A 19,645-nucleotide genomic window follows, 5' to 3' on the forward strand; every position below is an offset into this window, starting at 1 on the left:
GATTTTGCCTCCGGCTTCCTTCAGATTCTATCTCACGATAGACACCCTTGCCATTGGCTAACAGTTCCTACTGCCAAGCCTGTAGTGGACTTTCACCACCAAGTTATAGCCCATGCCGGGCGCACAATATCAAAAGCGAAGATGCTAATTAATCTTCGCTTTTGTATAGAAACGATGGTACCATTTTTCAAATTCATCAGCAGGTAATGGCCTACTATAAAAGTATCCTTGTCCAAACACATTATGTTTCATTAGTAATTCTAGCTGTTGAGCGGTTTCAATCCCCTCCACGACCACTTTTGCTTCTAGGTTTTTACCAATTAAAATAATGGTCTCTAGTAGTGAGCTAATTCTTTTACTTTCCAAAGCATCAATTAGGAATGATTGGTCGATTTTCAATTCATCCATTTCAATATTCTTAATCATACTCAAAGACGAATAACCTACACCAAAGTCATCGATGGAGATACCTACACCCAACTTTCGCAACTTGGAAATATTATGCTTGGCATCCTCGTAAAATAGTAGGGAAGATTCAGTGATTTCTAGAGTCAATAAGCTCGGATCTGCTTGCTCCTCATTAAGGATATTCTCGAGACGACCGATGAAATGAGGATGCATAAGTTGTTTAGAAGATATATTAACTGATACAGGAAAAGAGTCAATTCCGTTTTGTCTAAATTGCGATGTTTGCCGACAAGCCTCTGTCAAAACCCATTCCCCAATTGGAATAATTAAACCAGTCTCTTCAGCAATCGGTATAAATTCACCTGGACCTATTATACCTAAATCGCACTTCCAACGGAGTAGGGCTTCTGCTCCAGCTAAATTTCCGGTTGTTAAATTAATCTGTGGTTGGTAGTGAACGGATAACTCTTGGTGTTCAACTGCCTTGTGCAGTCGAACCTCTAACATTAATTTTCGTTTCATTTTTTGATTTAATTCTTCATTGTAGAACTGGTAATTATTTTTACCACGCTCTTTTGCTAGGTACATTGCAAAGTCAGCTCTTTCAATTAAAGCTTCTGCCGTGTTACCACCTTCAGGATAGAAGCTGATTCCTATACTTGGAGTAGAAAACACTTCGTTTCCCTTCACTTTATAAGGATGGTTCATCGTTGAAATGATCCGTGCCGCAATCTCTTCTACCTCTTCGGCACTCGTATTTTCAAGCATGATTAAAAATTCATCACCACCTTGTCTCGAAACAATGTCATCTTTTCTTACACATGATTGAAGCCGAATAGCCATTTGTTTTAAGAGTATATCGCCTGCATTATGACCAAGCGTATCATTTACTTTTTTAAAATTATCGTAGTCAATAAACATGATTGCGATGGATCCGTTATGTTTTTTCGCAGATAAAATGGTTGAAGCTAAGTAGCTTTGAAACCAGTTTCTGTTAGGTAACTCGGTTAACGAATCATGATAGGCCATTTTATGCATGTGTTTTTCTGTTTTCTTTTGATTCGTTACATCAAAGAGGACCCCATCTACCGTTGTGATCTCTCCTTTCTTATTGAAGGTTGGAGTACCACGGTCTTCTACCCAGCGTAACTGTCCATCGGAACGAAAGATACGATAAACAACTTTTGTTCGCTTTCCTGATTCCTGTTTCTTCAGAGAGTCTAATAGAATTGATTTATCTTCATGATGGATAGAATCAAACCAGAGGTTAGGGCTCTTCTCAAATTCTTCTCTAGATACCCCGTATATTTTGGCATTTCCCTCAGAAACAGTTACTTTTCCTGTTCTACTATCTCTTGACCAAAAAGTTATGTCGTTATTATTAAATATTTCTCTCATTTTGGCAACATTAGATCTAAGCTTTCCTGCCATGTATCCTATTGAAATGGAAGTGACAAGTAAAATGAAACTGACTAAGATAGAGAATGTTAGTTGCCGTCCAGTTAAGACAGAATGAGTCTGGAAAGCTGATCCAATACGGACGATTAAAATTAATAGTAGGAAAAAAATCCACCCAAGAGTCCCATATAATAAGAAAATAGTGATACAGAAACTAAATTTAAAATCCAAAATACATTTGAATTTCGATTTGGGAAGTTCAGTTCGAAATATAATGAAAGCCCTAAAATCAAAGCTGCCAATACCCATACAATGACAGGAATTTGTCTTAAATTGTATTTATGCACAATAGTCACCTACATTATAAATTTTTACAGTATTTGTATTTTATTTTATAATTTTAAGTTTATCACTACTTTAGATGTAGTTCTATCTTTTTTTTGAAAATTAGAATAAGTAAATAGGTATTTAGTACCTGAAAATATGTATGATTTTCCTTAAATTGTAGTCTTATATGCAGTAACAAGTTGTTAAAATTTTACATTGGTAGTAAAATAGAATCAACGTATAATCGGATAATTTATTGAAAAGAGGGGCAGCTATGAAGCGTTTTATGAATAAAGAAGGACATGATATTGATGTTGTTGTGAGCATGTTCGATTCGATAGAAGATTATGTGTTTCTAATGAAGGCTGATGCTGCCTCGTTTCGGTATGCCTATTTGAATGAAGCAGCACTGCAAGTATTGGCTACTAGTGACAGTATCTTAGGAAGCCGAATAGAGGACGTTGTATCATGTGAACTTGCATCCCGTTTAAATAGTAGATACCAACAAGTTATTGCCACAAAAAAACCATTAAAATTTGAAGAAACAATCGAAGGTTCTGATGGTGCAGTGATGGGTGAAACTGCCCTTAATCCGATCATTGCAAGGAATGGCAAATGTCAGTATGTTTTAGGTATTGTACGTGATATTACCGATAGGAAACGTCATGAGAGAGAACTTAATGAAGCAAAAGAGCAAGCAGATCGAAGTAAAAAACGACTTGAATCATTAGTCGATCACAATAGTGACGCTGTCTTTGAATTTGATTTGGATGGGAACTTTATTAACATAAATGACAAGGTAACTCAGATTTCAGGTTACACTAAGATTGAGCTTATTGGACAATCATTTACGCCTTTAGTAGTTGAGGAACATCTAGAGAAAGCATTATCTAATTTCAGAGATGTTTTAACTGGTAAAATTAAACAATTTGAAATTTTGATCAATAATCGTAAAGGTGATAGCATCCTTTTGGATATTCAAAACATTCCTATCATTATTGATGGCGAGTTAGAGGGCGTTTATGGAATTGCCCAAGATATAACAAAGAAGAGCGCAATGGAGAAAGAACTGATTGATGTGAAAAATCAATTAGAATTGGTTTGGGAAAATACTTCAGATGCTATTTTTTTACTTGCTCAAGATGGAACTGTTTTAGTCTATAATCCGAGTTTTGAAAAGGTCTTTGGCTTTAGTGAAAAAGAAATAATTGGTGTACCAATTCCACCTATTTATCCTACCCATGAAATAGCAGGTCAAAAACCTTTACTTGACAGAATGCGAAAGAATGAAATTGTAACCAACCTCGAGGTGCAAAGGCTGACAAAGGATGGACAGTTACTTGATATCTTAGCGTCCTACAAACCAATTAATCAAGGACATGTTTTGGCAGTTGCTACCTATAGAGATGTTTCAAATATGAGGATAATACAGCGAAAATTGGAAGAGAGTGAAAAGCGCTATCGAAAAATTGTGGAATTATCCCCAGAAGCTATTATAATTCTTAAAGACGAGCAAATTGTTTACACAAATAAGGCTGGAACTGAATTATTAGGAATCAAAGAAGTAGATGAACAGGTAGACATTTCAATTTGGGATTTTATTCACCCTGAGGAAAGAACTAGGGTTAAAGAAGTTTTCGATGAAATTGAGAGAGGTAGTGAATTGAATAACTATGTAGTTAATCCTGTCTTAGAAAGAATGATCCGATCGGATGGGGAAACTATTTACGCAGAAGTCACTGCCGCTCCGATTGAATATAATGGTGAGCATGCTGTTCAAGCGATTTTTAGAGATGTGTCAGAACGAATTAGACATGAGGAACAATTAGAATATATGGCATTTCATGACCCTTTGACAGGCTTGAAAAATAGAAGAGCATTCGCTGATATTATTGAAAAGTCTATCCCAAAAGAAATGCAACAAGAACGAATGCTCGCTGTTATGTATTTGGATATTGATAAGTTTAAGGAAATTAATGACTCGTCAGGACATGAGATTGGTGATGAGCTTCTAGTTGAGTTTTCGAAAAGACTGGAAGAAAATGTCCGTGAAGATGATGAGCTTTGTCGAATCGGAGGCGATGAGTTTCTCGTGTTGCTTGATAACATTGTTAATAAAAAAAGCGTTATTGATATAGCTGATCGATTGCACTTTGCCTTGCAGCAACCTTATATAATTAATGGTGACGAATTTTACATAACGTCAAGTTTTGGTATATCTCTTTTTCCAAAAGATGGTGTTTCCTCTAAAAGTCTCATTCAAAGGGCTGATAAAGCATTGTACATAGCGAAAAAAGAAAGAAATAATTATAAATTTTTCATAGACAGTGTTGATTAAATCAGATCATAGCTCATGCTGGATGAATCAATTTCATAATACCTATTTACCGCCATATCCCAACAACTACCTATATGTTGTTGGGATATGGCTTGATATTGTAATTATGAAATTGACTTTGTATGTATAATTTTTCTGCTACTAATGTTGCTTGAAAATAAAGTTTAATGATTAACCATGTTTGATTTGGGGAAAGAAGGTAATAAGTGTTACTAATTTCTTTACCTGTACTCACACAATTAACCACTTTTCTTTAAAGATAGCAGACAAATAATTTAGGGATTCTAGCTTTTTTAGGTATAATAAATAGGAAAACATCTATAGAGGAGTTAAGTTAAACATGGCAGAAAAAACATTTACGGTTATTGATCCATTAGGAATCCACGCACGACCCGCAACAATATTAATACAGCAAGCGAACAAATTTAAATCAGAAATCTTGTTGGAATTCGGCAGTAAAGTGGCGAATTTAAAATCGATTATGGGAGTTATGTCTCTAGCAATTGAACACGGCGCAACTTTCAAAATCAATGTTAAAGGCGATGACGAAGACGAAGCATTAAACAGTCTGGTAGATACTTTACATAACGAGGGACTGGCTGAATAAAGTAAGATAAGCTAAAATACGTTCTGAATTTTAGTGAAGATAAAAGAAACAACAGCCTTAGGTATTTACCTAAGGCTGTTTATATTAAATTTATTTGAATTTTTTAATATACTTTATCACCGTTGAAGATTGAATTTTTAACTTTGGCATAATCTACTGTGCGGATTGCTTCCAATTTGTTTCCACCTGCATAGGAGATAGCAGATTGAAGATCTTGCTCCATTTCTGTTAGCGTATCTTGCAGGGCGCCTTTGTGCTCGACATACATTTTCTTTCCTTCAACATTTTTCTTTTCACCTTTTTGAAATTCCGAAGCTGAGCCAAAGTATTCTTTATAAAGCTTGCCATTTTCTTCAAATGTTTTACCTGGAGATTCTTCATGTCCAGCAAACAATGAACCAATCATGACCATGGATGCACCAAATCTAACTGATTTAGCTATATCTCCATGCGTACGAATACCTCCGTCAGCGATAATTGGCTTACTTGCTGCCTTTGCACACCAACGCAGTGCAGCTAATTGCCAACCGCCAGTACCAAATCCGGTTTTGATTTTGGTAATACAGACCTTTCCTGGTCCAATCCCTACTTTTGTCGCATCTGCACCAGCATGCTCTAATTCTCTAACTGCTTCAGGTGTTCCGACATTTCCAGCGATAACAAAACTCTCTGGTAAGTGTTTTTTAATATGTTTAATCATTTCGATTACTGCATCGGAATGACCATGTGCAATATCAATCGTAATGTAGTCTGGTGAAAGCTGTTGACTAGCTACTTGTTCGATGAATCTATATTCATCTTCTTTGACACCCACACTAATTGATGTGATTAAGCTACGTAAATTCATATCTTTAATAAAAGCGATTCGCTTGTCTGGTTCAAATCGATGCATCACATAGAAGTAACCATTTTCAGCTAAATATATTGCGATTTTTTCGTCTATAATTGTTTGCATATTTGCAGGTACCACAGGTAATTTAAATGAATGTCCTCCTAAGGTTACAGTTGTATCACACTCAGAACGACTATTTACTACACATTTTGCTGGAATCAATTGAATATCTTCGTAATCAAATGCATTTTCCATAATTACACCCCTAAACACGAATAATAATTTAAATTTAAATAATAATGTTCGACCATTAGTTAATTTACATCACTTTTAGAATTATGTCAATATCTTGGGTGGATAGTAGGGGGATTTTCCATAATGTGTTGGGGGAAGTATCAGGTTCGTTTGCAAAATTCTACTAGTATTACTAGTAGAATTTTTGCTTAGAAGTGGAATTGTTTAATTATCAATAGTTGTACTATCTTCAATCTTCTCTCCACTATGTACTAGTGCTCCATGGTTATTAGAATGAAGTGAAACTTTTATCTTATTTTGTCCTTCTTTTAGCGTGCCTAGGTTATAATACTTCCCATATAATCGATTTATTTTTTTCTCATTTATGTATAAATGAGCATGGCCTTCATTATAACTTGGAAGGTTGACACCAACTTTTTCGGGAGCAAATTGAAAGTTGTTTGTTTTTATTTTCAGTAGCCAGGTATCTGAATGATCTTGGGTAACTAAAACCTTTATAGATGGTATTGGATAGGATTCTGGAATGATAATATGATCATGAGTATTTTCACTATTGGCTGAATGAGAATGTGGGTTCTGATTTATAAAATATAAGAATAATGCTAAAAATAGTATTAAAAAAACAAAAAAACTCTTTATCTTTTTCATTTTTAAACCTCTTTGATTTATATTTGACTATTAGATTACACACTTTTATACTTACGCTTTATTAATAGACCTATAACAACAAGTAAAACTCCAGATGCTAAAAAGGTTAAGTCATACAGTAAAGGATTTTCAGCTGTCGGTCTCACACGATGTACCTGTAATATGTGATGATCAATAATTCCTTCTACAAGATTAAAAACGCCACCACCTATAAACATACCACTAAAAAAAAGTCTCCAACTATACCCAAGCTCGTCATCGCGAGCATCCTGGAAAATTTTAATTCCACCCCAAATTAGCAAGGCTGAAAATGCCGCAGTAAATAACCCATCTGTAATAATTTCAAGCCGAATATTAGGACTAAGTACCATGTGATGCCATTGCAGCAACTGATGAAAAACAATCCCATCGATTGCACCTAATAAGCCCAATCCTAGAATAAAAGATGCTATAAATAGATTTTTATCGCCTTTAGTCAAACTAAATCATCCTTTAATAAAATAAATTCACTAGTACGATTAATGCCCAAAAGGAGTGAAATTATACCTTATAACACGATTAGGTAAGATGTTTAGCTGGAGAATCTAGAAATGTGCAGGGTGCTAAAATGGAGTGAGGGAAAGGAGTAATCAAACAGTATTATAAAGAGTAGCAGAGGTTGGTTGGATTAAAACCAGCCTCTGTTAGATGGAATAACTTCTTTAGCTAACATACCATATAAATAAAGACCCATCATGTCTTTAGTCAGTTCATAGAGTTGATCAGGTGTAAATAATACGTCTCCTGAATCAGTTTGAGTTTGCCAGTCAAAGCGGATGATGTTGTCTTTCTTACCTAGATATCTTATTTTCATATGGTATTGTTTGAAAATGGTTTGTTTAACAACATTCAAGTCGTCTTGTGCAGATTCAATAGCAGTATCAAGTTTATCCAAGTAAGGTATTTTCAGATTGAATGGACCATTTTCAAAGATTTTCATGTCTTTTTGGAATATCTTTAGCACGTATGGCAAAACGATGTAGGCATAAAGTGTATTTTCCATATGTTCATCCATAGTAATCACCTTTTTTTATTTTTAATTATAATACGAACGTTTGTTTGTGTAAATGGTAAAAAAAAACAGTCAAGTTCCGTACTTGACTGTAGTAACACTACCTTTTTATAGTAGACAGATAATAGATTTCTTCTTAACACTTACGCAAAAAACGCCCATATTAGCCGGAGTCATCTAGCTCCAAAAATATCAAGGTAATCCAATTTAAAAGGCGCCAGATCCGCCACCGCCGCCACCAACACCGGTTCCGCCACCGGCAGTTGTTCCACCTGTTGCTGCAGATACTGTTTGATCTGCTTGATTGAATTGGTGACTTACGGTACCTGCGATTAGCATAAACATAACCATGTCATTTGACGAAGAACCTAATCCAACAGTAGATTCAGAAAGGCCATTTACGAGTTTTTTGTTTTTTGCAATTATCGTTTTATTATTGGTACCTAATCCATAAATAAGTGATTGCATCTGTTGATCACTTATCCAATCATTCCATTGGTCTTGATTGATATTCTCATAATTTGAACTAAATCTCTTCCATTGCTGCTTAATTCTTGCTCCTTTTATTGTTCTTGGCTGGTAGAAGCTCGCAAACAAAACCAACCCTAGACTAAGGAGAATGGAAAATGACATCCACATCAGAAGTTCATGAATACCAAAGAGGACAATAACTGGGATAAGTAGGATGCCTATGATTGCTGTCGTCCAACGTAAAGTCTTTTTCATTTCAAATAGTTTGTGCTGTTTGGGTTCTTCCTTCAGGGCTTTGATCCAACCAGTAAAGTCATTATAGTATGTTGTTTGATTTTTTTCATTTTCCATATACTTCTCAAGATCTGAGATGGAGAAGGTCCCATCGCTACCAATTTTGTAAAATAACCAGTTTACTAGTAAACCTTCATGTTCATGGCTTGTATTGCTGTTGACGACAGTAAATTCATTTTCACCTTTTCGTTCAACAAATCCTTTTCTTACTAAATTCATTAACGATGCAGACAGTATCTCTCCATTTTGAATGATGCCGCCTCGCAGGTGAAAAATAATTGCTGGTAAACTCATTTCCTCTTTCGGGAGCAGGGAATTTTGTAAGGAGTTCCGTTCTACTTCCCATAAAGTCATGCGTCTATTTCTCCAGGCAGCAATAAGGAGTGATAAAAGGTAAATGGTTAAACCACCAACAATATATGGTGCAAGGTTGCTCAAAATATCCTTTCTATTTTCAAAAGCAGCTATTTTTTCCTCGACTGCGCTTATATCTGCCAGTATATCTTCGGAGATTAATGTATCGTTTGTTACTGCTGCGCCAGGAAATAATTGAGCATCATAAGCGACTCGAATATTCCCGTTTTCTTCACTATCTACTTCACCCATTGCGAATTGAACAATTCCGTCCGTTTGCGCTTGAGCGGTAGCTTGTGCTTGATCGTATCCAACAGCTAGTACGTCTTCTGTTGGACTTGGAGGGTGAACGAAAATATCCATATTTTTATAAGTAGATTCATTGCTACTATCAAAAAAAGGCCAATAAAACTGTCCGAGATCTGAATAGACTTCTACACCATTTTTTATGGTATAGGAAAGATCAACAGTTATTTGCTCATCAGATCCACTTCGGAAAATTTTATATAATTCTTCGTCTTGTTCTATTTCAAGTGGGTTATTATTTTCGGACGCTTCAACATTGTCAATCGTTGTATTTTTTTTTGCTATCAGAGAGCGGGTGATTCCGTTAAAATCTCCATCAAATAAATAGGTGTGTTGTTCGATTACCTCAACATCACCATTTTCTTGTAAATAGGCATCAATTTGTGTGTTTTTAATTTCAAAATCAACTGCTAATACTTGAGTTGGTAATAGTACCAGATAGATGATACTTATAAGTGATAGAGCTAGGTATTTTTTCATTTGTGATTACTCCTCTCTGTTACTTATACGAGAAAGAGGTCTTAAAGTTTCATTTGTACTGCTAATTTTAATTTAGTAGAAACTAATTATTCAGTTTTAAATTTGATTTATAATTCTAGCGATTTTTGAGATAACAAAGAAAAAGGAGAGTTGAATGAAGAGAAAACCACTAGGGTCCATTTTAATCTTATAGCTTTAAACTAAGTTAAGTAAGAAAAAAACTTATTAGATATCTAAACTTGTAGTATATTTACCGCTTTTAAAGTGAAAAATACTGATGAAATAAAGGAGGTCATGACTATGAATGCAAAACGAGCACAAGAAATTGCTTCTTCGCCAACAATGGCAAATGTAACTCATAACGGTGGCAAGGTTTATATTGAACACGTCGACCAACAAACGAATAACGCAACTGTTCATCCGCTTGATAATCCAGAAACTAAACAGAGTGTTTCAGTAAATGATTTAATGGAATGAGAAAATAAATTAGCTTAAGAATACTAAAGTTTTCAAGTTACTTTTGGCAGTGCCCCTTGAGAACCATAACTACAAGTAGAAAGCCGGATATTAAACAATCCGGCTTATTTTTTGATGGTTTAAATTATAAAACTAGTTTTCTGTAGATAATTTAGTGGCAAGGTTAGACCCACTTGGAAAACTCTCTCAGATCAGGGCCTACGTTTTTGACCATTTACCATTGTTCAAAATGGGCATTGTTATTTTTCGCTTCCTGTTGAGCCACAGTTTGAACAGGTTGTTCATTTGGTTTTTTTCTATTTCTCATTTTTTGCAAGGTATGTGTAACCTGTTTAACCTGCGAACTATTTAGAGCATTATTTATTGTTTTTGGTAATCGTTCAAAGGTACCATTTTGCACACCTTTTCTAATACCATAAATAGCCGCACCAGCGGCACCCAAAGTTAAGGCTGAAGTCATTCGTTTCATAACCAATCATCATCCTTTATTTTTGTTAGAAAAATAACTCCTAACCAGGTTTTGACTTAGGAATAGTTATAGTTTTTATATAACTACTGATTAATATACTGTAAAACTTTCTTTTCCACTTTTTATTAAATGGAAAAGAAAGTTCCGGTGATGATATCCTTAAGAATATTATTTTTTGTTATAGTGATGTGAAATAACCAGTGTTATTGTTAAAATAGTAGAAAAGAAAAAGAGGTGGTTTTATGTCACAGCTAGCAGATTTAGGGGGAAATGTTTCGTTCATAGAACTGTTTGATTTAGGTTTAGAAAAAAGAACTGGTTCCTATATTTTGCATGAAGACGAATTAACAATAATTGAAACGAGCGCAAGTCCATCTATTCCTTATTTACTTGAGGGATTAGACAGGTTGAACATCGATACGAAGGAAATAAAGTATATTATCGTTACCCACATCCACCTTGATCACGCAGGTGGAGCTGGACTTCTACTTGAAAAATGTCCGAATGCGACGGTTATTGTTCATCCAAGAGGCAAACGTCATCTTGGAAATCCAACCAATTTAATCCAAGGGGCAAGGGCTGTTTATGGTGATACATTTGATGAATTATTCGATCCAATTTTGGCGATACCTGAAGACAGATTAATATCAAAAGAAGACGGAGAAACATTGAAAATAGGTGAAAACCGCACGCTTACATTTTTTGATACACCAGGACATGCCAAACATCATTTCTCCATTCATGATTCATACAGCAATGGTATTTTTACAGGAGATACAATTGGAGTTTTTTATCCACATACAATAGCTCATGGATTTGAATTTGTTTTGCCATCTACGTCGCCGAATCAATTCGACCCGAGTGCGATGCTAAAGTCACTGGAACGAATTGAACAATTAAATGTCGGTCAGATTTATTTTGGACATTATGGAAAATCGCAACATCCTACATCTATTTATCAGCAAATAAGATACTGGCTACCGAAGTTTGTTGAGGTTGGTGAACAAGTAATGGCTGAAAAAGTGGATGCCTCGATCAAAACTAAGACAGATGCTATATCAACAAATTTACTTATTATGATATCTGAGTTTTTAGATGAAAAGGGAATTGAACGTACCAATGAAGTGTATAAACACATAAAATTAGATGCACAAATCTGTGCAATGGGAATAGTAGACTACTTAGAGAAAAATAAAAGCAATAAAATTAGCTAACTAGAAGCTCAGTCTCTTTTTAGATAAGGCTACAATTATTTTCAGAAATTATTAACTTTTAACATAACATTGAATAAATAACCTCCTAATGGTCACGATAAAAATAGATGAAAATTTGGGAGGTTATCTAATGGAAGTAGATATGAGTATGGAGGAAGTAATAAAGGGAATCAGGCGGTTGGAGAAATTGGATAGTAATTTAACTAAAAAGAAAGTAAAGAAATCACATCCCCAGTTAATGAAAAATGCACTTTATTATTTTTCCGATTGGGAAAAGGCGAAGGATAGAAGTATTTCTTGAAAAAATTCTCGAGTTAAACATATGGCAGGTAATCGAGTCGAGAATAGAATTTTTTTGTGTAGATACCAGATACCTTCTATAGACATAAATAGTCGGAAGGTATCTGACTAGTGAGCCTTGCTACTGATAAGAGTATGCTAAGGGCGTATTATTTAGGTAGGACTTACCGAGTCGATAATAGTGGTCAACTATATTTTGGTTTAAGTTCTTAAACTTTTCTGGTACGGGTGGAAGGTTATCAGCATCTTCTTGTTTCCATATCGACTGTCCAGGCGCAACAAATCGGTTATTGTCAATTTTGACACCATTCGTTACTGTGGCTCCGTGCATAATGACACAATTTCGACCAATCACAGCATCGTAAATATTGCCATGCTGGCCAACAAAGGTGTTACGTCCAATATATAGAGGACCATGGACACAGGCATGATGAAGTACGCTGATTTCTCCTTCTAGAAACACACCCCATTTATGTCCACTAACCTCGACATGCTCTCTCCCTGGATGAACGTGCATTAGCACGTTGTCTTGTATATTTGTATATGGACCGACATAATATGGATACCCAGAATCGGCTCGTAAAAGGTTTTTAAAGCCGACAAACACGTCGTCGGAAATAGTAATGTTTCCGATAATCATCGAATCCATTCCAATTACTGCTTTTGGACTGATTTGAGGGTAGTTTATACTAGTAACCTCCTCGACAGGAGGATTTTGATAAAACAATGGGTAATTGTTCATAAGGCCAACTCCTTTTTATAGCTACCAACAATATATGTTGGCCATTCGCCCATTGTTACCTAAGGCAATTACTAGATTTTAGAACTAAAAAAAGCTAAGCTCATTTGTTTCATTACGAGCTTAGCTTTTTTGCCTATATTTAAATTAGTGAAATTTACGATTACCTAGCACTTATTCCATCACTGTTGTTATTCTTTGTATCTGATTTGGAACCAGTGTTTTGTTTACCAACTAGACCAGTTTTTTCAGAGAGATTCAAAATTTCATTTTGTTTATTATTTTTTTTGTTTTTCCTTTCGATCTTTTCTAAGAATTTCAATGGTTTGACTTGGCTATAGACACCGCTTGCTGTTAAACCAATAATTAACGCAGTCAATACTTTATTTAGAAATCCTTGTGGTAAAAATACTAAAACAAAAGCAACTCCTATCGCCAATAAAGACCGGTACTCCGAGGGGAGTTTAAAAGCATTACCAACAACAGTTACCAGTGCAGCCACAATAGCTGCAATAGTTGCTAAACTAGCAGGATCTAATTGATTGATGTTAACCATTTATGATACCCCCTTTGCCAGCTTGATATAGGATATGCACAATAATATGACCTCGAAACCTCAAATACCTAATTATTTTAAAACTTATACAGGAATGTGCGAATTTACGTCGAAATAGAAAATAGTAGCTTTTTTAAAGACCTATTATATTTCATCATAATACTTGCCTTTATTACCAATATTTACAGTTTTCGTTTTTTAATTTATACTAAGAGTACTAGTTATTATTCTATGCGACGTATGTCGCATAGAATAATAGCGATTATGAACAATAAGATAGGGGTCATTATCGCAAAAAATAATCTATCATTATTGAATACTAGAAACAGAGAGTAATTGGAGATGAGTTTTAAATGCAGAAAAGAACTACCACCTCTACCTTATTAAACGAAGAACAACGAACAGTTAAATGGTTTTTATGGTTATTTTATTCTATTTATTTTATTTATGATCTTTTTTATTATTATATATTACCAATGTTTTTTATTAATTCAGAAGTAGGTATTCAAAGTGGCGGTTTGGGTTATGGAATTTATGTAATAGTGTTTGGTCTTTTGCCAATTTCTTATTATTTAATAAAACAAAATAAACCAGAGTTAATTAAGTATCTGTATTTTGTAACTTTAACATGTATGAATATACTTAATGATATTTTACTCTACTGGGGAAGTGATGCCTCCTATGGTACAGGAAATATAATAGAAATAGTTATCGTATTGTTCTCACCTATATTTGTGAATCCGAGATTTTTTTATCTAGTATCCTTGGGTACAATTTTAAAGTATGTGATTGTAGGGGTAGTCATTCAAGATCCTGCAGCTATGTTACCATTACTTATCGTAGTTGTTTTGGCAATGATAGCATATATTCTCCTTCATCGCTTTTTAGGTTATGTAACAGCAGTAAAGGGTTCCTATGATAGACAATTAGAAGGTATCGTTAAAGGAATTATCGCTACATTAGAACTGAAAGATCCTTATACAAGAGGTCATAGCGAGAGAGTTGCTTTCTACGCTATTTCGTTAGCAAAAGCAACTGAAAATTTTAAAAATAGTGAGTTGAATTCTTTTTACTATGCATGTTTATTACATGACATTGGTAAGGTGAATATTCCAGATTCAATTTTGACTAAACCAGGAAAATTAACTGCCGAAGAATATGATGTAATTAAAACTCATCCAGCTGTAGGTGCTAAAGCAGTTCAAGAAGTCGAGGGAATCGAGGACCATATTGATGTTATCCGCCATCATCATGAACGCTGGGATGGTAATGGATATCCTGATAAGCTTAAGGGAGAAGATACACCACTTTTAACAAGAATTACAGCGATTTCGGATGCATTTGATGCAATGACTTCTTCTAGATCTTATCGACCAGCGTTACCTTTGGAAGAAGCTTATAATCGCATTATTGAAGGAAAAGGTACTCAGTTCGATCCTGAGTTAGTTGAGACTTTTAAACTAGTTTATCCATCATGGGTTGATTACCAAAAGAAATATTTTAGTGATAATAAAATTTATGAACCTTAAGGGAGGTGAAATGAGATGAGAGTCCGTAAACTTAGTAAAATTAAAGTAACATGTTGGTTTTGTCCTTGGCTTAACCGTTAACTTATTAATAATATCACAAGGATGCTACAAAGCTAGCATCCTCTTTTTTTACTATGCAAAATTGGGGTGTACTATGAATCTATCTCTAAAGTCTCAACTGAATTTATTTCCTCTAACTATCCGCCAAGATAAAAAACATTATATTGTTGAAGATGACCTCTCTGGTAACTTTTTTGAGATGCCTAAAATTTGTATCGATGCGATTCATTTGATAAATGATGGTAACTCTTTAGAACAAATTGAAACTCAATTAAAATCATCTTATCCAGGTGAGGATGTAGATCTAATTGAGTTTGCTCAACAGCTTTTCGAACTTGGACTCATTAAAGAAATCGATGGTGAACCGATTCAAGTTACTAAGAAAAATCAGTCACCGACAGGCTTCAACTGGTTATCACCCAAATTAGGTCGTTTCTTTTTTAATAAAATAACAACTAAAATGTATATGGCTATCATCTGTATCAACATTGTTTTTATCATCATAAACCCTCAATTATTACCTGCATATCAAGATTTATTTTTATTTGATGCGATGATGTTTAACGTGTTAACTTTTATGGGGATTTCTCTAGCATTAATTATGTTTCATGAATTTGGTCATATTTTGGCTGTCCGGTCAAACGATCTTCCGGCCAAGATGGATGTCGGAAACAGGTTATTATTAGTCGTTTTTGAGACAGATTTAACACCTGCATGGAAACTGTCGCCAAAACAAAGAAATGTATTATATCTTGCTGGTATCTGTTTTGACCAACTGATGATGTTTATCGCGTTTAGTATAGTTTTATTGTTTCCAGAAAATAGCGTGCTTGTAGCGATTCTAGGGGTAGTAGTACTTGATCTATTTATTAAACTAATTTATCAATGCTGTTTTTATATGAAAACAGATTTATATTATTTGTTTGAAAATAGAACTGGCTGTTACAATCTAATGGAGAATGGCAAACTTTATTTAAGTAAATGGTTACCTTTTATAAAAAAAGATCCAGCAACGGAAGAGTTCGAAGGGGAAGCAAATGTTATTCGCATGTATGGGCTTTTCTATATTAGTGGTCTTCTATTTACTACTGCCTTATTTCTATTTTACTTTTTGCCGCAGTCAGTATATGCTTTATCACAAACATTGCCTGAATTATTACACCCAGTAGGCAATCCCTACTTTTGGGATGCGGTGGTTTTCTTAGGACAAACGGTAGTAATGGTTGGTTTATTAGTCTATTCTTGGATGAAAAAGTATCGAGAAAAAACTTAGGTGATATGGACTTCGATGGCATTGATGTTATCGCGGCCGTGAAGATTTTTAATACGTTACATATAAGAGCCAGTAACCGTGATTTTTCACGAGTTACTGGCTTCGTTTTTTAAATAAATGTGATAATCCAACGATAGAAACTTGCTGCCGAATAGCCACATATCATGCTTCGCTTCAATCGCTCCCGCTGGTGAATTTAACTCTTTCCAAACGGTTATTGTTTCATTGATTGGGAGACGAATCGCTTTTTGTCTTAGGACAAGATACACCCCTTGGTCCTGCTCTTTTTGTTCGGTTAGCCACGAAGTTAGTCGTAAGGAATCTTGTTCCGCATGTTGTAAATAAAGAATACTCGTCATCTGTGAAAATGGTAACGGGAATGCGATATTCATATAACGGATATTCCGTGAAACATGAGTGGAATAAAGGGCTGCGTAAATGGACTTGCCTGTTTGATTATAGGTACGTACCCAGGCACGAACTTTTTTTCTGCCATCTTGCTGATCTTGAATTGGTAGTATCATGCTCGAGACTTGTTGTTCTCTTGTTTCTGCTTCTAGCGGGAAGTTCATTTGCTCGAGCTGATGGCTAATCAGCTTGTATAGTCTAGCTGGTAATCGAAACGCCTTACTCCAGTGTGGAATTAGAAGTAAATCATAATCTTGCGTGTTTTCATAAAAATCGATAATGTCTGGATGGAACTGATCAGGACGGAATTCATTGTTTTTATAATCTTGTAAGTGATCGATTAATCCTGTTGGATGCCCGTTGGCTGTTTGATTGAGAACATTTCTTTTTTGGAAAAATGTTGATCCTATTTTTCCAGTTCCTTGAATGCGACTAAAAGGAATTCCTGCCGTTTGTTGATCCATTAGGCTCGAATGCCATGCTAATACTCCTAAAAATGAAAAGATAACAGCATTCCCATACCCGTGAAACAGAATCATTTTAGAAATTGGAATAGTCAAAGAACCCGTCCATTGTCCAAGCCCATAAATAATCGCAAACCCCATCGTAATCCAGATAATTCCGCTTGAGATAATATGTAAGCCTTTTGTCCATCTTGTTGCATTTGGAATTACATAGATGAAGACAAGGCTACTATACAAAATAAGAGCGAAGACAAATACAATAACGGATAGCCACTCTATTAAGGGTGAAAACGTCATCCCAAGGGCAATTAGAATTGGTGCCACTACACCAAGGATAACGACGGTACTTGAAAGAAATGATTTTCGGTAATCATGCAAAAATCCAAATAAAATTGGTGCGACGAAACCAGCATAGTGAAAATGATTGACGGTTAATAACATGATTTCCCCTTGAAAACCGAGCAGTGGAAGGGAAAATTGATGAGCGATGAGCCAAATGCCAGCAACACTAATATAAATAAAACCAACTGTCTTAGACATGTCTGCTAACGTTAAGGAACCCTTTGTTATAAGCGTGAGTCCCCAAATAGCAATGATAAAAGTTACCACACTCCATGGAATAGCAAGTAAACCGGAAATGATTCCTGGTGAAATGCTAAACGAACCAGCTAACGTTAAGGCACCAACTGGAATGAGATAGATTAATAGTTTTAAAAAAATGGGATGGTGCATGTTGCTTTTCCTTGTTTCCATAATCCTAAATAAGCTTAACGGAACAACGACAAAAGCAGCGAATAAAATAATTCGTTCCGTATTTACGTATATGGGAATAAACCAAGAAAATAACCATAAAACCATTCCAATCGGAACATAAGAATGGATTATCTGTATTAATCGCTCATGCATAATGTAACCTCCTAAGCTGAAGTTCAGTTTTTATAGCGATGAAAAGTATCATTAGTACTATATTATCAAATTAGTTAGCATCTGTGGGACAACCAAAAAATGTTGATTTTACAATGGAATGAAAAAGTTGTTATTACTTTTTGAAAAGAAATTGGATAGCTCTAATGAATTAAGGTGCATAAACCTCCTGCGCTAAGGAATCATACCAAGTATGAGACATTTAATCGTTTTTATACCATTGTTATTTACAGTTATATTTCCGAGTTCAGCTGGTGCTGAGGAATTGGTTCGTGTTCGTTTAGTGAATCATATCGGAGAAACGTCAAAAATTGAATTTAGTCTACAAGGAGATTATTTCACGCTTGATCCAACATTAACATTAAAAGAAGGGGTGTCGTATTCTTTATCCGAGTCTGAAGGAACTCTTCTTTTGGAAGGAGCAAATGAAGAATATGAAATTAAAGATTCCTTGCTATTAATTCCTAAGAACTATAATCAGCAACAGGTTATTGAGATTAACGACCGGGCTTATTTAGGTGCAATGGAAATGACGTTGGAAGGAAAAACTCTAGTTCGTCCTATTAATCAGTTACCGATGGAGGATTATTTAAAGGGTGTTGTTCCGTTTGAAGTATTTCCTGAATGGGGGCTAGAGACATTAAAAGCTCAAGCCTTGGCAGCGAGAACTTATGCTGTAACACATCTATCTGAAGAAATGGATGACACAATAAGCTTTCAAGTTTATGGGGGATACACATGGAATGATAAAACAACAGATGCTGTCAATCAAACAAAAGGGGAAGTGATAACCTTTAAAGATAAATTGATTGATGCCTTCTATTCAGCAAGTAATGGTGGGATAACTGAAAACAATGCTCACGTTTGGGGCGGGAAAGCAATGCCCTACTTTCCAATTAAGAAAGATCCACATGATCCAACTCATCCGTGGAACTATACTTTAAGTCGAACTCAAATTGAACTAGAAGATATTAATTGGGATAATCCTAATTGGATGAATGATATCAAAGAGAAAGATGAGAAGATCACAGCAACGATGAAGACATGGCTCCAAAAACACGGTTATCCTGGTGAAATTAAAATTCTTTCTATTCCAAAGTTTGAGTTATCTGATCAGAAATTAGACTCGAAAAGAAGTGTCAGAGGATCAATCACGATTGAATTTTTGCAACAACTAATGGATGGTACAATATTGTTTCAACAATTCAAACTGGATGATGAGAAGTTAAATAGAATCCGTCCGATGATTGGTGGCAATACGTTTCGAAGTTATTTGATTGATTCACTAAAGAAAGACGAAGAAGTTTATACGATGATGGGAAGAGGGTATGGTCATGGGGTTGGAATGAGTCAGTGGGGTGCATCGATTATGGGCGATAAAGGGAAGACCTACGAGCAAATCATTGAGTTCTACTATCCTGGAACAGATATTTCACAAATCAAATGAGTTCAATGGCTGTGAA

General features: G+C 35.1%; 18 protein-coding genes. 8 read left to right on the forward strand and 10 right to left on the reverse strand.

What is annotated here, in order from left to right; all coding sequences use genetic code 11:
* Positions 1-144 precede the first annotated feature (144 nt).
* Positions 145-1,839, reverse strand: a complete 1,695-nt coding sequence (locus tag LD272_RS20705) for a bifunctional diguanylate cyclase/phosphodiesterase (protein WP_226038505.1) — start codon at positions 1,837-1,839, stop codon at positions 145-147.
* Positions 1,840-2,407: 568 nt separating this feature from the next.
* On the opposite strand from LD272_RS20705, the gene LD272_RS20710 reads away from it, so the two are divergent.
* Complete coding sequence (locus LD272_RS20710; RefSeq protein WP_226038506.1) at positions 2,408-4,471, forward strand: PAS domain S-box protein; 2,064 nt, start codon at positions 2,408-2,410, stop codon at positions 4,469-4,471.
* 340 nt (positions 4,472-4,811) lie between these two features.
* Entirely contained in the window at positions 4,812-5,078 is a 267-nt protein-coding gene (locus LD272_RS20715) for a phosphocarrier protein HPr (RefSeq protein WP_226038507.1), read from the forward strand.
* Between the two features lie 103 nt (positions 5,079-5,181).
* Here the strand turns inward: LD272_RS20715 and guaC are convergent, their stop codons facing one another.
* From guaC to LD272_RS20740, 5 genes are all read right to left on the reverse strand, one after another.
* Complete coding sequence (gene guaC / locus LD272_RS20720) at positions 5,182-6,165, reverse strand: GMP reductase (protein ID WP_226038508.1); 984 nt, start codon at positions 6,163-6,165, stop codon at positions 5,182-5,184.
* Positions 6,166-6,369: 204 nt separating this feature from the next.
* Positions 6,370-6,813, reverse strand: a complete 444-nt coding sequence (locus LD272_RS20725; protein WP_226038509.1) for a hypothetical protein — start codon at positions 6,811-6,813, stop codon at positions 6,370-6,372.
* 35 nt (positions 6,814-6,848) lie between these two features.
* A complete protein-coding gene (locus LD272_RS20730; protein WP_226038510.1) occupies positions 6,849-7,292 on the reverse strand; it encodes a DUF2243 domain-containing protein in 444 nt (147 codons plus the stop codon).
* Between the two features lie 188 nt (positions 7,293-7,480).
* Positions 7,481-7,867 (reverse strand): YhjD family protein, encoded by a 387-nt coding sequence (locus tag LD272_RS20735; RefSeq protein WP_226038511.1) that lies wholly within the window; start codon positions 7,865-7,867, stop codon positions 7,481-7,483.
* Between the two features lie 204 nt (positions 7,868-8,071).
* On the reverse strand, positions 8,072-9,769 hold the full coding sequence (locus LD272_RS20740) for a DUF2207 domain-containing protein (RefSeq protein ID WP_226038512.1): 1,698 nt from the start codon (positions 9,767-9,769) through the stop codon (positions 8,072-8,074).
* A gap of 300 nt (positions 9,770-10,069) precedes the next feature.
* Between LD272_RS20740 and LD272_RS20745 the strand changes: the two genes are divergently transcribed.
* Positions 10,070-10,246 (forward strand): small acid-soluble spore protein H, encoded by a 177-nt coding sequence (locus LD272_RS20745; RefSeq protein ID WP_226038513.1) that lies wholly within the window; start codon positions 10,070-10,072, stop codon positions 10,244-10,246.
* A gap of 214 nt (positions 10,247-10,460) precedes the next feature.
* On the opposite strand, the gene LD272_RS20750 is transcribed toward LD272_RS20745, so the two are convergent.
* Positions 10,461-10,715: a hypothetical protein gene (locus tag LD272_RS20750; RefSeq protein ID WP_226038514.1), complete on the reverse strand. Its 255-nt coding sequence runs from the start codon at positions 10,713-10,715 to the stop codon at positions 10,461-10,463.
* 242 nt (positions 10,716-10,957) lie between these two features.
* On the opposite strand from LD272_RS20750, the gene LD272_RS20755 reads away from it, so the two are divergent.
* Positions 10,958-11,929 (forward strand): MBL fold metallo-hydrolase, encoded by a 972-nt coding sequence (locus LD272_RS20755; protein WP_226038515.1) that lies wholly within the window; start codon positions 10,958-10,960, stop codon positions 11,927-11,929.
* Between the two features lie 130 nt (positions 11,930-12,059).
* A complete protein-coding gene (locus LD272_RS20760) occupies positions 12,060-12,230 on the forward strand; it encodes a hypothetical protein (RefSeq protein ID WP_226038516.1) in 171 nt (56 codons plus the stop codon).
* 120 nt (positions 12,231-12,350) lie between these two features.
* On the opposite strand, the gene LD272_RS20765 is transcribed toward LD272_RS20760, so the two are convergent.
* Complete coding sequence (locus LD272_RS20765) at positions 12,351-12,971, reverse strand: LbetaH domain-containing protein (protein ID WP_226038517.1); 621 nt, start codon at positions 12,969-12,971, stop codon at positions 12,351-12,353.
* Positions 12,972-13,131: 160 nt separating this feature from the next.
* On the reverse strand, positions 13,132-13,524 hold the full coding sequence (locus LD272_RS20770) for a hypothetical protein (protein ID WP_226038518.1): 393 nt from the start codon (positions 13,522-13,524) through the stop codon (positions 13,132-13,134).
* Between the two features lie 353 nt (positions 13,525-13,877).
* Here LD272_RS20770 and LD272_RS20775 point away from each other — a divergent pair, with 353 nt between their 5' ends.
* Together LD272_RS20775 and LD272_RS20780 are read left to right on the forward strand one after the other, a co-directional pair.
* On the forward strand, positions 13,878-15,053 hold the full coding sequence (locus LD272_RS20775; RefSeq protein WP_226038519.1) for an HD-GYP domain-containing protein: 1,176 nt from the start codon (positions 13,878-13,880) through the stop codon (positions 15,051-15,053).
* Between the two features lie 154 nt (positions 15,054-15,207).
* The gene (locus tag LD272_RS20780; RefSeq protein WP_226038520.1) at positions 15,208-16,386 is read left to right on the forward strand and encodes a peptidase; all 1,179 of its coding nucleotides are present in this window, start codon (positions 15,208-15,210) and stop codon (positions 16,384-16,386) included.
* 86 nt (positions 16,387-16,472) lie between these two features.
* On the opposite strand, the gene LD272_RS20785 is transcribed toward LD272_RS20780, so the two are convergent.
* Positions 16,473-18,164 carry a YndJ family protein gene (locus tag LD272_RS20785; protein ID WP_226038521.1) on the reverse strand — a complete coding sequence of 564 codons (1,692 nt, stop codon included), beginning with the start codon at positions 18,162-18,164 and terminating at the stop codon, positions 16,473-16,475.
* A 211-nt stretch (positions 18,165-18,375) separates the two neighbouring features.
* Here LD272_RS20785 and LD272_RS20790 point away from each other — a divergent pair, with 211 nt between their 5' ends.
* The gene (locus LD272_RS20790; RefSeq protein WP_226038522.1) at positions 18,376-19,629 is read left to right on the forward strand and encodes a SpoIID/LytB domain-containing protein; all 1,254 of its coding nucleotides are present in this window, start codon (positions 18,376-18,378) and stop codon (positions 19,627-19,629) included.
* Positions 19,630-19,645: the final 16 nt, after the last annotated feature.

Origin of the sequence: Aquibacillus saliphilus (assembly GCF_020404745.1) — a bacterium.
GTDB classification, from domain to species: domain Bacteria; phylum Bacillota; class Bacilli; order Bacillales; family Amphibacillaceae; genus Aquibacillus; species Aquibacillus saliphilus.

Coding starts and splice junctions, on each gene's coding strand:
- LD272_RS20775 (WP_226038519.1), top strand. CDS start 13,878: ATGCAGAAAAGAACTACCACCTCTACCTTATTAAACGAAGAACAACGA.
- LD272_RS20770 (WP_226038518.1), bottom strand. CDS start 13,524: ATGGTTAACATCAATCAATTAGATCCTGCTAGTTTAGCAACTATTGCA.
- LD272_RS20705 (WP_226038505.1), bottom strand. CDS start 1,839: ATGGCAGGAAAGCTTAGATCTAATGTTGCCAAAATGAGAGAAATATTT.
- LD272_RS20725 (WP_226038509.1), bottom strand. CDS start 6,813: ATGAAAAAGATAAAGAGTTTTTTTGTTTTTTTAATACTATTTTTAGCA.
- LD272_RS20760 (WP_226038516.1), top strand. CDS start 12,060: ATGGAAGTAGATATGAGTATGGAGGAAGTAATAAAGGGAATCAGGCGG.
- LD272_RS20750 (WP_226038514.1), bottom strand. CDS start 10,715: ATGAAACGAATGACTTCAGCCTTAACTTTGGGTGCCGCTGGTGCGGCT.
- LD272_RS20755 (WP_226038515.1), top strand. CDS start 10,958: ATGTCACAGCTAGCAGATTTAGGGGGAAATGTTTCGTTCATAGAACTG.
- LD272_RS20785 (WP_226038521.1), bottom strand. CDS start 18,164: ATGCATGAGCGATTAATACAGATAATCCATTCTTATGTTCCGATTGGA.
- LD272_RS20790 (WP_226038522.1), top strand. CDS start 18,376: ATGAGACATTTAATCGTTTTTATACCATTGTTATTTACAGTTATATTT.
- LD272_RS20710 (WP_226038506.1), top strand. CDS start 2,408: ATGAAGCGTTTTATGAATAAAGAAGGACATGATATTGATGTTGTTGTG.
- LD272_RS20765 (WP_226038517.1), bottom strand. CDS start 12,971: ATGAACAATTACCCATTGTTTTATCAAAATCCTCCTGTCGAGGAGGTT.
- LD272_RS20715 (WP_226038507.1), top strand. CDS start 4,812: ATGGCAGAAAAAACATTTACGGTTATTGATCCATTAGGAATCCACGCA.
- LD272_RS20735 (WP_226038511.1), bottom strand. CDS start 7,867: ATGGATGAACATATGGAAAATACACTTTATGCCTACATCGTTTTGCCA.
- LD272_RS20780 (WP_226038520.1), top strand. CDS start 15,208: ATGAATCTATCTCTAAAGTCTCAACTGAATTTATTTCCTCTAACTATC.
- LD272_RS20740 (WP_226038512.1), bottom strand. CDS start 9,769: ATGAAAAAATACCTAGCTCTATCACTTATAAGTATCATCTATCTGGTA.
- guaC (WP_226038508.1), bottom strand. CDS start 6,165: ATGGAAAATGCATTTGATTACGAAGATATTCAATTGATTCCAGCAAAA.
- LD272_RS20745 (WP_226038513.1), top strand. CDS start 10,070: ATGAATGCAAAACGAGCACAAGAAATTGCTTCTTCGCCAACAATGGCA.